At 60.5% G+C, this 14,155-nt stretch carries 16 protein-coding genes; 7 read left to right on the forward strand and 9 right to left on the reverse strand.

Going from position 1 to position 14,155, the window contains the following annotated elements; genetic code table 11:
- Positions 1-6 precede the first annotated feature (6 nt).
- A complete protein-coding gene (locus AC244Q_RS09070) occupies positions 7-1,500 on the forward strand; it encodes an FAD-dependent monooxygenase (protein ID WP_128407922.1) in 1,494 nt (497 codons plus the stop codon).
- Positions 1,501-1,518: 18 nt separating this feature from the next.
- Here AC244Q_RS09070 and AC244Q_RS09075 read toward each other — a convergent pair whose 3' ends face one another.
- The 3 genes from AC244Q_RS09075 to AC244Q_RS09085 all read right to left on the reverse strand — a co-directional run bounded on the left by AC244Q_RS09075 (position 1,519) and on the right by AC244Q_RS09085 (position 3,189).
- Positions 1,519-2,256, reverse strand: coding sequence for a hypothetical protein (locus AC244Q_RS09075; RefSeq protein WP_128407923.1), 738 nt, complete (start codon positions 2,254-2,256; stop codon positions 1,519-1,521).
- A 140-nt stretch (positions 2,257-2,396) separates the two neighbouring features.
- On the reverse strand, positions 2,397-2,858 hold the full coding sequence (locus tag AC244Q_RS09080; RefSeq protein ID WP_432431732.1) for a Fic/DOC family protein: 462 nt from the start codon (positions 2,856-2,858) through the stop codon (positions 2,397-2,399).
- A gap of 121 nt (positions 2,859-2,979) precedes the next feature.
- Positions 2,980-3,189 (reverse strand): hypothetical protein, encoded by a 210-nt coding sequence (locus AC244Q_RS09085; RefSeq protein ID WP_017994017.1) that lies wholly within the window; start codon positions 3,187-3,189, stop codon positions 2,980-2,982.
- Positions 3,190-4,070: 881 nt separating this feature from the next.
- On the opposite strand from AC244Q_RS09085, the gene AC244Q_RS09090 reads away from it, so the two are divergent.
- On the forward strand, positions 4,071-4,361 hold the full coding sequence (locus tag AC244Q_RS09090) for a DUF982 domain-containing protein (RefSeq protein ID WP_128407924.1): 291 nt from the start codon (positions 4,071-4,073) through the stop codon (positions 4,359-4,361).
- Positions 4,362-4,542: 181 nt separating this feature from the next.
- Here AC244Q_RS09090 and AC244Q_RS09095 read toward each other — a convergent pair whose 3' ends face one another.
- Positions 4,543-5,370, reverse strand: a complete 828-nt coding sequence (locus tag AC244Q_RS09095) for a nickel-binding protein (protein ID WP_113545119.1) — start codon at positions 5,368-5,370, stop codon at positions 4,543-4,545.
- Positions 5,371-5,919: 549 nt separating this feature from the next.
- Between AC244Q_RS09095 and AC244Q_RS09100 the strand changes: the two genes are divergently transcribed.
- The 3 genes from AC244Q_RS09100 (at position 5,920) to AC244Q_RS09110 (ending at position 6,705) form a co-directional block, all read left to right on the forward strand.
- The gene (locus AC244Q_RS09100) at positions 5,920-6,177 is read left to right on the forward strand and encodes a DUF982 domain-containing protein (protein WP_011651896.1); all 258 of its coding nucleotides are present in this window, start codon (positions 5,920-5,922) and stop codon (positions 6,175-6,177) included.
- A gap of 106 nt (positions 6,178-6,283) precedes the next feature.
- The gene (locus AC244Q_RS09105) at positions 6,284-6,454 is read left to right on the forward strand and encodes a hypothetical protein (RefSeq protein ID WP_164902394.1); all 171 of its coding nucleotides are present in this window, start codon (positions 6,284-6,286) and stop codon (positions 6,452-6,454) included.
- Positions 6,454-6,705, forward strand: coding sequence for a hypothetical protein (locus AC244Q_RS09110; RefSeq protein WP_113545116.1), 252 nt, complete (start codon positions 6,454-6,456; stop codon positions 6,703-6,705). Before AC244Q_RS09105 ends, AC244Q_RS09110 begins: the two co-directional genes overlap by 1 nt.
- Positions 6,706-6,735: 30 nt before the next feature.
- Here AC244Q_RS09110 and AC244Q_RS09115 read toward each other — a convergent pair whose 3' ends face one another.
- A complete protein-coding gene (locus AC244Q_RS09115; RefSeq protein ID WP_128407926.1) occupies positions 6,736-8,001 on the reverse strand; it encodes an MFS transporter in 1,266 nt (421 codons plus the stop codon).
- Between the two features lie 163 nt (positions 8,002-8,164).
- Complete coding sequence (locus AC244Q_RS09120; protein ID WP_128407927.1) at positions 8,165-9,661, reverse strand: FAD-dependent oxidoreductase; 1,497 nt, start codon at positions 9,659-9,661, stop codon at positions 8,165-8,167.
- 44 nt (positions 9,662-9,705) lie between these two features.
- Here AC244Q_RS09120 and AC244Q_RS09125 point away from each other — a divergent pair, with 44 nt between their 5' ends.
- Positions 9,706-10,230 (forward strand): MarR family winged helix-turn-helix transcriptional regulator, encoded by a 525-nt coding sequence (locus tag AC244Q_RS09125; protein WP_128407928.1) that lies wholly within the window; start codon positions 9,706-9,708, stop codon positions 10,228-10,230.
- Positions 10,231-10,341: 111 nt separating this feature from the next.
- Positions 10,342-10,818 carry a DUF2938 domain-containing protein gene (locus tag AC244Q_RS09130; RefSeq protein WP_113545112.1) on the forward strand — a complete coding sequence of 159 codons (477 nt, stop codon included), beginning with the start codon at positions 10,342-10,344 and terminating at the stop codon, positions 10,816-10,818.
- 238 nt (positions 10,819-11,056) lie between these two features.
- Here AC244Q_RS09130 and AC244Q_RS09135 read toward each other — a convergent pair whose 3' ends face one another.
- Genes AC244Q_RS09135 through AC244Q_RS09145 form a run of 3 tightly spaced genes read right to left on the reverse strand, consistent with a single transcriptional unit; the run spans position 11,057 to position 14,062 of the window.
- Entirely contained in the window at positions 11,057-11,698 is a 642-nt protein-coding gene (locus AC244Q_RS09135) for a ThuA domain-containing protein (RefSeq protein WP_113545111.1), read from the reverse strand.
- 18 nt (positions 11,699-11,716) lie between these two features.
- Positions 11,717-12,817 (reverse strand): Gfo/Idh/MocA family protein, encoded by a 1,101-nt coding sequence (locus AC244Q_RS09140; protein ID WP_128407929.1) that lies wholly within the window; start codon positions 12,815-12,817, stop codon positions 11,717-11,719.
- 45 nt (positions 12,818-12,862) lie between these two features.
- Positions 12,863-14,062: an ROK family transcriptional regulator gene (locus AC244Q_RS09145; protein ID WP_017994023.1), complete on the reverse strand. Its 1,200-nt coding sequence runs from the start codon at positions 14,060-14,062 to the stop codon at positions 12,863-12,865.
- Positions 14,063-14,155 lie beyond the last annotated feature (93 nt).

Below are 14,155 nucleotides of genomic sequence, written 5' to 3' on the forward strand. Positions count from 1 at the left end.
TTACGGATGAGGGAACATGCAGTCGTGATATCAGGGGCAGGGCCGACGGGCCTGATGCTGGCAGGCGAACTGGCCTTGGCGGGCGTCGACGTCGCCATCGTCGAGCGCCGACCCAATCAGGAGCTTGCAGGTACGCGGGCCGGCGGTCTGAGTGCGCGCACGCTCGAGGTTCTCGATCAGCGCGGCATCGTCGACCGGTTCCTCGCGGAAGGGCAGATAGCCCAGGTCACGGGGTTTGCGGTCACGCGGCTTGATATCAGCGATTTTCCGACCCGGCACAATTACGGGCTGGCGCTGCGACAGAAGCATATCGAGCGCATTCTGGCCGGCTGGGTCGGCGAGTTGGCGGTGCCGATCTATCGCGGCCTTGAGGTAACGGGTTTCGCGCAGGACGATACCGGCGTCACCCTTGATCTCTCCGATGCCGCGTTGCTCAGGGCAGGCTATCTCGTCGGCTGCGATGGAGGCCGCAGTCTGGTTCGCAAGGCTGCCGGCATCGCGTTTGAAGGATGGGATCCGACGACCGGCAACATTCTCGCCGAAGTAGAGATGGACGAGGAGCCGCCATTGGGCATCCATCGCACGGCCCTTGGCATCTATGCCTTCGGCAGGGAGGAGTATGAAATTCACGACGGCAAGATCGTCTTTGCCAAAGAGGGTCCGATCGGCGTGATGGTGCCGGAGACGAATGCCGGCGCGACGACTGAACCGACGCTCAGTGATCTCAAAGAAGCGCTCATTGCTGCATTCGGAACGGATTACGGACTCCATCGCGTCAACTGGATTTCCAGGTTCACCGACATGTCCAGGCAGGCAACGGCCTACCGCAAGGGCCTGGTACTCCTCGCTGGCGATGCCGCCCATGTGCATTCTCCGGTCGGCGGGCAGGGCCTGAATACCGGTGTGCAGGATGCCGTCAATCTCGGTTGGAAGCTGGCCCAGGTGGTTAAAGGGAGATCGCCTGACGCCTTGCTCGACACCTATCACGCCGAACGGCATCCGGTTGCGGCCCGCGTGTTGCGCACGACGATGGCGCAGGTCGCATTGCAGCGCACCGACGATCGCACCGAAGCCTTGCGTGACATTGTGACGGAGTTGCTTGGCATGGAGGAGCCGCGCAAACGGATCGCTGCCGAAATGTCCGGATTGGCGATTCGCTACGAGTTCGGCGAGGGGCATCCGCTGCTCGGCCGCCGCATGCCTGACCTCGACCTCACCACGCCTGATGGTCCCACGCGCGTCTATAAGCTGCTCCAGGATGCGCGGCCGGTGTTCTTGAACCTCGGCGCGGCCGGCAGCTTCGACATCGCGCCGTGCTCGGACCGCATCAAATTGGTTGACGCCGGATATGACGGCGCATGGGAGCTGCCTGCGCTGGGCTTGGTCTCCGCGCCAATGGCAGTGTTGATCCGGCCGGATGGATATGTGGCGTGGGTAGGCGACAGGACGCAGGATGGTCTGCAAGAGGCGATGAATAGCTGGTTCGGATCACACGGCTAAACGCCGAAAAGCGCTGACCTAAGCGGCGAGCGAGATCGGATCGCAATCCGATATCGTCGTGGCATCCGGCATCGGCTTACCCCGGCGTTCCCATGTCCGGCGGCTGATGCCGAAAGCCTCCCAGGGGCGCACTTGGTTGAAAGAATTGGCGAGATAATCGGCTCTGGAAAGCGCGCCGGCGGCACGGCGCTGCTCCTCTTTTCGGCTTCGGTCCCGCTGCCGCCGCTTTTCCTTTTGAAGTTTTGCTCTCTTCCGTTTCGGCACATCGAAGGCACCGATGGTGCGGATATCGAGGGCGCTCCGTTCTGCGTAGCTTAAGTGCAAAGCATGGCCGAGGGCGTCGGCGGACAAGTCGGAAAAGCGCAACTTTGTCCGCTCGTAGATGACGTCCTCTATCTCGGCTTTGCCAGCCCAGGGAAGCCATCGCGCCGCCCAGCCGAGGACCACCTCGACAAACTCTTCCTTGAATTCGACCAAGGCGAGGCCGGCGATCACCTCGACGTAAATCAATGCGTCATCGGCCTCCGGCACGATGTCTCCGTGGCGATGCCTGATCAATTTTTCGATCTCGCGCATCCGGCCGCGGAAATGGTTCCAACGGCTGGCCCGCGTACGGCGCTGGACGGCCTTGTAACCCAGCAGACAGTCGCCGACCTTGATGGCCGTAACATTCCGCGACAAGCCATCCGGCTGATCGGCTTTGGCAGTCCGCTTTTCCGATTGAGTCGCTTCATCCGGACCCATAAGACGAGCCATCAATTTTCCTTTGCCATCTGCCTTGGGGGGCCGAAACGGCTGATTGTAAAGGAAGGCCGAGGGGGTGATCATCCACTTTTTGCGGTGATCACACGTCATTCTGCGAAGAAGCGGCGGTGGGGGAGATTGCCTGTTGCGGCCTAAATCATTCGCCGGATTTCGTTGACGAGAGGCGCCAACTCGCGGTGGAAGCTTTTGATCATCGCTTGTAGAAACGGCCCAGGGCGCAGTTGGTCTTCATCGATCTCATATCCTGCATTGCGCGCCAGCATCGTCAGAAAGACCAGCTGGATCCGTCCGTTACCTTCGCGGAATGGATGGATCGCGTTGATTTCCGCCAGAAACCATGCTGAGTCTTCAGCGAAGGCGTCCTTTTTTCCGGTCTGGGCGAGATATTCGCGGCTTGCCAATTGAGCAAACAGCCGCTTGGCCTCCGGCTCGATATATTCAGGATAAGCGAACCAGTTGTCACCCTTGCCGGTGCGGATCGTTCGGATATTCCCGGCCCACTCGTATACATCCTGGAAAAAATGATGGTGCAGCGCCCGATAGTGTGCGAAATCCCAATTGCCCTCTGGCAGAGCTTCCGTTGCCGCGGGAATCGAACATCAGCTGTTCGAATTGATCAAGCTGGTCTTGATCTTCGATATCTGCCTTGTTGCGTAGGACGTGAGTGCCTGGATAACAGAGCGGATCCTTGACGGCATTGTAACGGACCACCCGTCAGACTTTCTTGAAGGCTTTAAGTATCTCTCGGCGGTAAGCGTCCCCCTTGAGGTCGCCGGACGTTAGTTTCTGCGACAGCGCCTTGGAACCGGCACTCATCTTCAAACCTTCGACCGCGGCGAATTTCTCCGCCTTCTTTTCACCGATCGGACGTGTGACAAACCGGCCGGATTCAGCAGATCGACCTAATTTCGTTTCTTTTGCCATGTCGCATCGTACCATCCAACCCAACCCTTTGCCTACTGTCTTATGACCGGAAAGGTACTGTTAAGTCGCTGTTCAGCGATCCATCGGCGCGGAGGATTCATCGTCCGTCCGATCGCCGGAAAGGGAAGACGCGGTTGAGCCACGACATTTCCATCAGCACGTGTCTGCAATCAGCGGAAGCCGAAGAAACTCAAAATCGCGAGCACGATAACGACAGCGCCGACAAGCCAGATCAAATTGTTCATGGGAAAGCGTTCTCCTGTTGAGTGTCGGGCCATTGTGACCCGATCACTTAACGGTGAGGCAGGGCTTGGAGTTCCCAACCGGTCCAATTGCTGTAGCGTGCCACCTTCGGCGCAGGACCAATTTCCGGCTCTATGCCTTTCAATAGCTGCACGAGCGAGCATTGCTGGGTCTGAACCCATCCGCACATGCCGGGTTTACCGATGTATTCCGCTGATATTGAAAGTCCTGGTGATCCTGCCTTGCAGGCGATGTGCAGGAAGACGTGAACGCGGACACACTGATCAGCACTCCCACTACCAATGGAAAAAATCGGTTCATCTGAACGTCTCCTCACAAGCCTGTCATGGTCGCAATCTACCATGCCAACGCGAGCCTATACGAAAACTTGTGGCCCGCTAGATCACGCTCACCTGAGCCGAAACATTCGCACGATTGATCAATCAATCTATAATCGTGATGTGTCGCGCCTCAGTTGATGATTAAATTCACGTAAGTCTAGCCTGGTCGGGCTATTCTGTCGTTATGGAAGTAGTTTCGCGACGTTAATAGTCAAGTGGACGCGATTTCGACTTGAATATATTGCGATTTTTGAGTAAAATTACACCATAAAAAAGTAATATAAATGGGAGGATACTATGTCGTCAACTCGGTTCGATCCGATTCTGCTTCATCGTCAACATATCATCGATGAGGTCACGTGCCTCGATGAAATCTTCGATGTTCTGGACGGATGGCCGGAGGACAAACGGGGTTTGGCGTATGAGACGCTGTTGAAGGCGTGCAGAGATGCGGCCAATGGGCGTTTCCCGCTGAGCGCTGCGCGCGAGAATTTCCGGCGGTTCCTGAAGATGGCTGGCGTCCTTGCGAAGGTCGAGGGTGGCCCCAAATTCGACGGACCGATGAACCACCAAATTGGTAATGCTTAGTAAGATTATAGGCCTGTTGCGGGCCGTCTGCATGGCAGGGAGGGCGCGCCGTCACATCAGTTGCGGCGCGTTCTGGTTTCGATATCTGCTGATCGGATGATCGCCTATTTCTTGGCCACAAGGCGCCGCGGCAAGCCCTGCAAGAGGCAGCCGGCTATTCGGGTGTCGGATCCAGCAGATCTTAGTTCACGCCGGCATTGGCCCAGTCGCATCGGAAGACGAGCATGGGCTTCGAAAACCCCTTGAACCGTCGGCGCGTTGCGTGAGCGAAGAGATCGGCGGCGCCGTATTCCCGAAAAATATTCTCCGAGACGAGGATCTGGTCGCTGGAGGCTGCCGCACAGAGTCGCGCGGCAAGTTGCACGGTCGTGCCGAAGAGGTCGTTGCTGTCCTCGACCGGCTCGCCGCAGTCCAGTCCGATGCGGATATGAATCGGCTCGGTGTTTCCGCCGTTGTAACGCTCGAATTCCCGCTGGATCGCCATGGCGCATTCGACGGCTGCCGTTGTCGCGGCGAAGGCCGCCATGATGCCGTCGCCGGTGTGTTTCACTTCGCGGCCTGAATTCTGGCTGAGGCATCGGCGCACGACAGCGTCATGGGCCCTTACCATTTCGGTCGCAATGCGGTCGCCGAGGCGCGATGTCATCGCCGTCGATCCGACGATGTCGGTAAAAAGGATTGCCCGGTGGCCAGGATCCACCTGAGCGGAGGATTGGCCGGGGGCCGGCTCAGGGTCATGGATTCGGCCTAGAAAAGCCTCAACCGCGGACAGGGCGACCTCGACGATCTCGCCGGCGACGAAGCCATGGGCCTCGCGATGCACACATTGCGCAGTTTCCGCATCCGGCGCATCCACCAGGCAAAAGGCGGTCCCGCGCCGCTGATCGAACCAATAGGTCAGGAACTTGACGCCGTACTTGTCCTGGATATCGAGATCCATGCGATGTGCCTGAGCGACGTCAGCCGCTGACGTTCCCTCAAGAAAGTGCCGGTCCATGAAAATAGGCATCGCGCGCTCCTCCCAGATCCGCCGCGTGCAGGATAGATTGTATTGTACGACCCGGATGAAACTCCGTCCACCTCTGGCACAATCCATGAATGATTAGAGAGGCTCTTGCTTCCAGAAAAGCATATGTGTTGCTGTAATCATTATAGAGTATAGAAGGAAAGGCTGCGTTTTAATCAGCGGGAGTGGGATGAAAGCCCGATATTTACCATAATCAGTCGCTTAATGACTGGTCGGGGAGCTGTCGGGGTCTTCAGGCGTTCCATGTTCTCAAACGCGGCGGCTGCCGGACCCGGGAGGGATGGAGAAACACGTCTGTTACGGCCATGATTGACCTGAGCATAATGCCGAAAAGTGTGAGCGGTTTTCGGAAGACATCATGCTCTAACTCTATAGTGTGGAACAGGATTCAGATTTCAGGCCGACCCGGGCCTAAATCATCCTGTTCTAGGATCAAAAGCCAAGCTTTCGTCCCGGTAGGCGACCTGCCAACGGCACGCAAATTGCATCGTATTCCATAGCTCCACCGAAATTGGGAAAAGCTGTAGCAAAGTGAGACAGACGGCACATTTTCGACCGGTTGGCTTGGCCTCAATGGGGCTCGGCCATTATGCCGTTATTAACTCTGTGTGGGACGCCGCGCGCACGCTCCTGCGCGACTGGCCGGTAGACGACGGCGAAGAGTATTTCGAGGCCGTCAAGTCGTGCCTGGATGCGATTATCGGCGACCTCCCACCGGAACACGTTCGGGCAGCCTTCATCAGGGCTGCGCAGGAGGCCGGCATTGCCGTCATAGAAGCGGCGGACTGAATACTCTCCGCGCTTCCCCACCTATCCTCAACGCCAGATCGTCCGACGCTTGACTTTTCCGGCTGAAGTTCTAATTTAGAACAAAACAGGAACATTGGAGATGATCATGACGCATACGGAACAGGTGATCGCCAACGCCCTCGCGCTTGTCGAAGCGTCCCGCGCGGTCCGCGAGCGGGATCAACAGCGGCGCGCTGCCTGGCAGAGAAAGGTCGAACTCAGCCGGCCGCTGCCGCCATTGCCACGCCCGGTTCAATTGCCGTTGGCGCTGAACTGATGCAGCCGGCAAAAGCCTTGGAACCCCATCGGGCACGCCCCGAACAAGCCGGGCTCGATCAAGCCTGGCACGATCAGGCCTGGGAAGTCGAAGCCGTGCTTGCCTGGCATGACGACAATGCCAAGGCGGCGATACGCTCGCTGCTCGACGACTGCAAACATCTCCGCCAGCAACTGGCGCTGGCGGAAAGCGTGATGAGCCGCGGGATGGCCCGCGGATGGGCGCCGCGATACGAGCGCGACGCTCTCTGAAATTGAGGCGATCCGAACCGGCAAGAGGGGTCAGCTGCCTGCAGCATTCGTCTCCGGATCGACCCGGGGCAGCCGGCTGCGGGCGATGACGGCTCCGACCAGTGCGATCGCCACCACGGCGCCGATCCATGCGCTATACAAGCTCTGCCCGAGAATGATGCCGGCAAGGACCGGCGTGACGATGTCGGTGACCGCGACAAGCGACTGCGTTGCTCCCATGACGATGCCCTGGCGTTGCTGCGGCACATGCACGGAGAGCGCTGCAACGAATGTCGGCCGCGCCAATGCCACGCCCGTGCTGATGCAAAGGACGGCGAAGGCGAGGGTAGCAATGTCGGTGGCGAGGCCGGCCGTGACATAGCCAATCGAGAGAATGATAAAGACCAGGACGATCAGGCCTCGTTCAGAGAAAATGCCGCCGAGCCACGTCAGGAGGAAAAGCTGGACCAGGATGTTGATCGCGCCGTCGGCGGTGAGAAGGTAACCCAGCTCCTTCGGACCGAACGCATGTTCATTCCAGGTGAATGTATCCGCCAGAAAAACGGCGAGCTGCGAACTGAACATCCCGTATGAGAAATAGTGGCAGAGAAGAACGGCGACGAGGACGCGGATGACCGGCGAGGCGAGCAGGGTTCGGAAGGAAACCTTCTCGCCGACCGTCTCGTCCGCTTTGCTGTCGTCGCCGAACCGGCCGCGCGCATCGCCACCTTTCAGGCAAAGCCCGGTCACCAGCATGCTGGTCGCCGACAGAGCAAGCGCGACCCAGATCGGCGCTGTCAGAGAAATATCGGCAAGGTATCCGGAAAGGCCAGGTCCGATCATTCCGCCAAGGCCGAGGCCCGCACTCAGAATGCCGATGGCCTGGCGCCGGGTGGTGGCGCTGCTGTTGTCGGCAGCATAGGCTGCCGCGGCCGAGAAATTGGCTGCGGTCAGGCCGAGCAGGATCCGCGCCAGCAGCACGAAGACGACGCTGTTGGCAAGCGCCAGCAGCAAAAGGCTGATCAACGCTCCGGCCTGGCTGGCGAGCAAAACCCTCTTGCGTCCGCAACGGTCGGAAAGTTGACCTAGCCAGGGCGCGGCAACGAACTGGCTGAGCGCTTCCGCACCGAGAACAAGCCCGAGAACGAGCGGCGACGCCCCGAGATTCCGGAGGTAGAATGGCAGGATCGGCAGGATGGCGCCGCTGCTGGCGGCATCGAGGCTGACGATGATGAAAACCGGCAGCATCAGCCGCCAGTCAAGTTTCTGCGACACGGCGCTTGCGGCAGCATCGATCGGACGCAGTTCGTCGCTCATCACATTTCTCTCTGACTGAGGCTAGGACGGTGCACGCGGCCGGCCGCCCTGAGAAACTCGCTTCTCCGGCGTTACGCGATCGCGGCGGGTATTCCCGCAGCCGGGTTCCCAGCAGCGCGCCTGTCTTCAGACGCGCCGAGGCCGTGACGCTTTGAGTTGCCGCTTACGCAGCAAGGCCGACATTTGCGAGATAGGCTTCCAGAGCCCAGGCGTGAGCGGACGCAATGATAGCGCCGACATAGCCATCCGGACGCACGAGCACCCAGTCGCCCGATGTCAGACCGTAGGCATCATGGAAATGCCCGCCTTCATCGATGACATCTCCGCGCTCGCCGATCCTGTGGATATGCAGGCCCGGGCGCGGCGGTACGGCGGCTTGCTCGACCTCGTAGCCGAGCAGCGTCCAGTGCGCGCCCTTGAACAGTTCGAACAGGCGCGTCGGCTGGCCGGCGACACCTTTGAGCGGCGCGTCGGGTGCACGGTCGCCCGCAAGCAGGCCGGCGCTCCGCTCCGGCTTTTCCAGCGCGAAGGAGGAGGAGGGATAGCCGATATCGAGTTGATGCACATCGCGGCCACGCCGCATATCGCCTCGCTTCATGGCGTCGAGAAGATTGGTCGCCAGACCGAGCACGGCGGCGGCGACCGGGCGGCGCTCTTCCTCATAGCTGTCGAGCAGCGCGTCGGGCGCGCCGGCAGTGACCGCAGCCAGTTTCCATCCGAGATTATAGGCGTCCTGAATGCTGGTATTCAGCCCCTGTCCGCCGGTCGGCGGATGCGTATGGGCGGCATCGCCGACCAGGAAGACGCGGCCGAGCCGGTAGCGATCGGCAAGCCGGGCGTTCATATGGAAGGCTGACGCCCAGGAGACCGATCGGACCTCGATGTCGTCGCGTGCGGTGCGTTCCTTCACCAGGGCGGTCAAGCCTGCCGCGGAGAGGTCGACCTCGCCTTCGAGCGGGATGGGTCCCTGGATCTGGAACAGGTCCGTCCCCGCCAGCGGGCAAATGGCGATCTGCCGCTGCATGTCGCCATCGCCGAAGCGATGCCATACCTCTCGGTCCAACCCTGTCAGAATGACATCGGCGACCATGGCGCGCACGCCGAGCGTCTTGCCGGGAAAGCCGATATCCAGCGCATGGCGCACAAAGCTGCGGCCGCCATCGGCGCCGACGAGCCAACGCACGCGGATGGTCTCTTCACCGGATGTGCCCTTAAGTCGAGCAGTCACGCCCGCCTCATCCTGTTCGAAGCCGATGAGTTCGCATCCGAATTCGGGGCGATGCCCAAGCTCGAGCAGGCGTTCGCGCATCACGCCTTCGGTCAGGAACTGCGGCACCATCAGCGGAAGATGATAGGGCTCGGCCGGCGTCGGCTCGCCACCCACCACAGCGTCGGATTCGCTGACGCTGCCATCGTCACGATATTCCCGCTGCCTGGGATAGGTGCCGCCTTGGGCGACGATCCGGTCGAGAATGCCGAGATCCTCGAACACTTCCTGGCTCCGCGGCTGAATGCCCTTGCCGCGGGAACCGCGGAACGGGCCGTTCAATTTTTCGATCAGGCGGAAGGAGACGCCCCGCCGCGCCAGCTCGATCGCCAGCGTCAGGCCGGCAGCCCCGGCGCCTGATATCAGCACGTCGACTGTGGAATTCTCTGTCATTGATTTCTCCATGTGTGTATTATGCACATAATAGGAGAATCGGCATGGCGTCAACAAAGAATGTGCAAAATACACATATAAGCGGAAAGCTGCGCGATCTGCATGGGGCTTTGATCGAGATCGTCAGCGTCATGAACCGCCCGCAGCGTGACGAGCAGATGGTCCGCGAGGCGGGCATTTCGCTCGATCGTGCGCTGTTTCCGCTGCTGGTCACAATCGAACGGCTCGGTCCTATCGGCGTAGTCGAACTCGCCGACCGCGCCGGGCGCGACTACACCACCGTCAGCCGTCAGGTCGCCAAGCTCGAAAGTCTCGATCTGGTGGTGCGCCGCGGCAATGCTACCGACCGCCGCGTGCGCGAGGCGGTCATCAGCCCGAAGGGCAAGGCAATGACCGATCGCATCGATATCGCCCGCGAGCGGATGGGCCGCGCCATTTTCGAGAGCTGGGACGAACATGACTTCAATGAACTGGTGCGGCTCATGCGGAAGTTTGCCGAGGATATCAGCGGCGATATCGGCAATGGCGCGGGAGAAGCTGCGGGCGAGGGCGGACGGCAAGCGGATTAGCCTCTAAATTCCTCCTTGATATGTCGGGTGAATTCAGCGGAGCCATTGCGCCGGCGCGTCTACGATGATCTTGTAGCGACCTGCAATCGCAACGTTTTCCGGTGATTCCCAATGTTCGATATTCTGTGGCGCGGCCTGGTGATCGGCGCCGGCGCAACCATCCTCATGGACCTCTGGGCGATCCTGCTCACCCAGTTCGGCCAGGCGGCCCCCAATTGGGCACCGGTCGGACGCTGGTTCTGGCACCTCCGCCGCGGCAAGGTCTTTCACGAGAGCATTGCCGACGCCGAGCCCTATGCCAATGAGCTGGCGCTCGGCTGGATCAGCCATTACGCCGTCGGCATTCTCTATGGGGTGATCTTCGCCATCATCATGGGCTCAGGCTGGTTGGCGGCCCCGACATTTCTTCCCGCCTGGATCTTCGGCATCGTCACCGTCGGGGCAGGGTGGTTCCTGCTGCAGCCGGGCCTCGGCATCGGCTGGGCCGCTTCCAAACATCCGACCCCAAACAAGGTTCGGTGCTTCAACCTTCTCGCCCATACGGTTTTTGCGCTGGGGCTTTATGGCACGGCATTGATCATTGGGTGAGCTCGGGGTCTGCTCGCCCCGCCCAATGAGGATCGCCGCCTGCCCCTCACCCTAACCCTCTCCGCGTAAACGGGGCGAGGGGACGTGCCCTGCGAGAGGTTGTCGAGGAACGGAGAGGTGAGCGGCAATCCCCTTCGCCCCGCAAGCGGGGAGAAGGTGCCGGCAGGCGGATGAGGGGCAACCCTTGCCAGAGGGCTCCATGTGCCCCTCATAGCGGCAGCCTCAATCGAGCCTCACCTTACCGCGCAGCCCAGTTGGCGCCGCGGCGGAAGATGGTCTTCATCTGGGGAACGTCGAATTCCTTGGCCTGATGGCCGAGCGAGGAATAGAAGACGCGGCCCTTGCCGTATTTCCGCTTCCAGACGACGGGCATGACGACGCCGTCGATCCAGTAGGCGTGTTCGCCGGTGAACTTGGTCGTCGCCAGAACCTCGTTCGAGGGGTCGACATGCATGTAATATTGCTCTGAGGTATAGGGAAAATCGGTAATCCCCTCCATGAGCGGATCGTCGGGGCGGGTGATGTTGACGGTATAGTCGATGATGTTGCCGGGGTGAGCCACCCACTGGCCGCCGATGATGAACTGGTAATCGACGGAGTCGCGGAAGGCATCGCCCGCGCCGCCGTGATAGCCGGCGATACCGACGCCGCTCTCGATCGCCGTGGCGAGGTTCTTCACCTCCTCCTTCTCGATCTTCGACATCGTCATGATCGGCACGACGAGGCTGAGATCATGGACGGAGGGGTCGGCAAGCGCCTCGGTGCCGTGTTCGAGATAGACCTTGAAGCCGTCTTCCTCGAGCATGGTCTTGATGATTTCGGCGCACTCCTGCGGCTCATGCCCGCTCCAGCCGCCCCAGACGATCAGTGCTTCACGCATAGTCTTTCCTCCTGAAACTTATTTCGCCAGTCGTCCGTCGACGATGGAATCGGACAGCGGCGCAGGGCGCTCCGTTGCCGTGGTGATCGCGACCGTGCGGCCGGTCGAGGCGGCGGTGTGGAATGCTTCCATGACTTCGAGCACATGCAGCGCCAGATCGCCATTGGCGCGGTGCGGCCGGTTGGAGCGGATCGCATGCGCCATGTCGGCAACGCCGAGCGAGCGATAGTTGCCGTCGGCATAAGGCGATGTGACCGGCTGGTCCTCAAACGAACCGCCCTTCTTCAGATATTCCACCGGGCCGCCGAACTTGTTGGGATCGGGAACGATCAACGTGCCCTCGGTCCCGTAGACTTCCAGCGGTACATGTTTATGGCCGGCGACATCGAAGCTCATGGCGATCTGCACGACGGCGCCGTTGGCAAAGGCCATCATGCCGGTGACATGGGTCGGCACATGCACGGGAATGCGTTCGCCATTGCGCGGTTCGCTGGTGATCAGCCGTTCCGCCCGCGGTGTCGTCGCAAAACCCGCAACTTGTGAAACCGGTCCGAGAAGATTGACGAGATCGGTGATGTAATAGGGACCCATATCGAGCATCGGCCCGCCGCCGACTTCATAATAGAAGGCCGGATTCGGATGCCAGCGCTCATGGCCGGGGCACATGAAGGTCGCCGAGCCGCCGACCGGCTGGCCGATGACGCCTTGGTCGATCAAGCCACGCGCCGTCTGGTGGCCGCCGCCGAGGAAGGTGTCGGGGGCAGCGCCGATGCGCAGATTCCTCGCTTTGGCGGCTTCCGCCAATTTTTTCCCTTCCGCGAAATTAATCCCGAGCGGTTTTTCCGAATAGGTGTGCTTGCCGGCATCGAGCGCCTGCAGCGCCACGGCAACATGGGCCTTCGGGATCGTCAGGTTGACGATGATCTCGACCTTGGGATCGGCGAAAAGCTCCTCGACGGTCTTGACCGGAACATTGAATTCCGCAGCCTTTGCTTCCGCCAGCTCCCGGTTGAGATCGGCGACGCCGCGAATGTCGAGAATGGGAAAGGATGCCATCGCCGTGAGATAGGCGCCCGAAATATTGCCGCATCCGATGATGCCGATACCGACCTTGTCCATGAATTCCTCCATTCATCGTGCCATTGATTTTGATTGTGCCGCCCGTCAGAGCGCCGGCCCTGTCGTGCTCCAGGGCGATTCGTAGAGTTCGTAGAGCGCCACCGCAGCGGCACCCTGCGCCCAGAAATCATCGGTCGAATCGTCGAAGACGAGTTCGCTCACCCCGCGCAGCGACGGCGGAATGGCGAGCGCATAAGCATCGCGCAGGCTGTTGAGAAAGGGTTCGCCGAGCGCCAGGCTCGACCCCACAAGAATGACCCGCGGCGGCGCAAACAGCGTGACGATATTGGCAATGGTCAAACCGACCGCTTCGCCGGCGCGGATGGCGGCACTGATCAGCCGGTCGTCATCGGCCTTGATCAGCGCCTGGGCATGGTTCATGCCGCGGCCGAGACGGATCGCCTCGGCAAACCGCCCGTCAGCCTGTTGTTCTCCGAGGATCGCGCTTTCGCCGGCCTGGCTGAAAAGCCGGACGACGCCATTTGGTCCCATGCCGAGCACCAGGTCGCCGAGATTGTGGCTGAGGCCGCCGGCACCGCGAAACAGGCTGTTGCCGTGCAGGACCCCGAGACCCAGTGTCTGCTCCAGAGAAATCAGCACCATATCTTCGAGATCGCGCGCCTTTCCAAACCAGTGATGGCCAAGCGTAATGGCGTGGGCGTCGCTTTCGACAATGGTCGGCGTTGCCAGCCGCGTCGACATTTCGGCGGCGAAATTGACATTGGTGTCGCGAAAGATCGGACTGCTTCTGATATAGCCGGTACGGTGCTCGATGACGCCGGGAAAGCCGAGGCAGACGCTGTCGACATCCTCCAGTGAAAGCCCGGCATCGACGACGCAGCGCCGGACACCATCCTCGACGAGATCGGCGATGACGCCGATCGGCTGCCGGTCGATGCGGATCGGCAAGGCAAGCTTCGACAGCACGTCGCCGCGGAAATTGGTGACGACGAAAACCATCCTGTTGGCGGCGATCTTGGCGCCGACCACGCGGGCCGCATCGGGATTGAGCTCCAGCATCACCCGCGGCCGTCCGCGCACAGCCTCATTGCGGATATCGCCTTCGTGACGCGGCAGTATCAGCCCGTCGTCGAGCAGCGAGGCGGTGATCGCCGAAACGGTCGTGGTGGAGAGTTCGGTACGCTCGCTGATCTCTATCCGCGAGATCGGACCATGGCGCCTGATGGTATCGAGCACGTTCAAGCGATTGATCGCGCGCATTAATTCGGGATCTGCGGTCTTCATGGGAACTAGCCAGGCGAGCGTTTCGTTGGGGCGGAACCCAAATATTTTTAACGGGTTACGAAATAAATAGCAGGGAATTCAGTGGTCCTGTCA

This window comes from Rhizobium sp. CB2179, assembly GCF_057653455.1.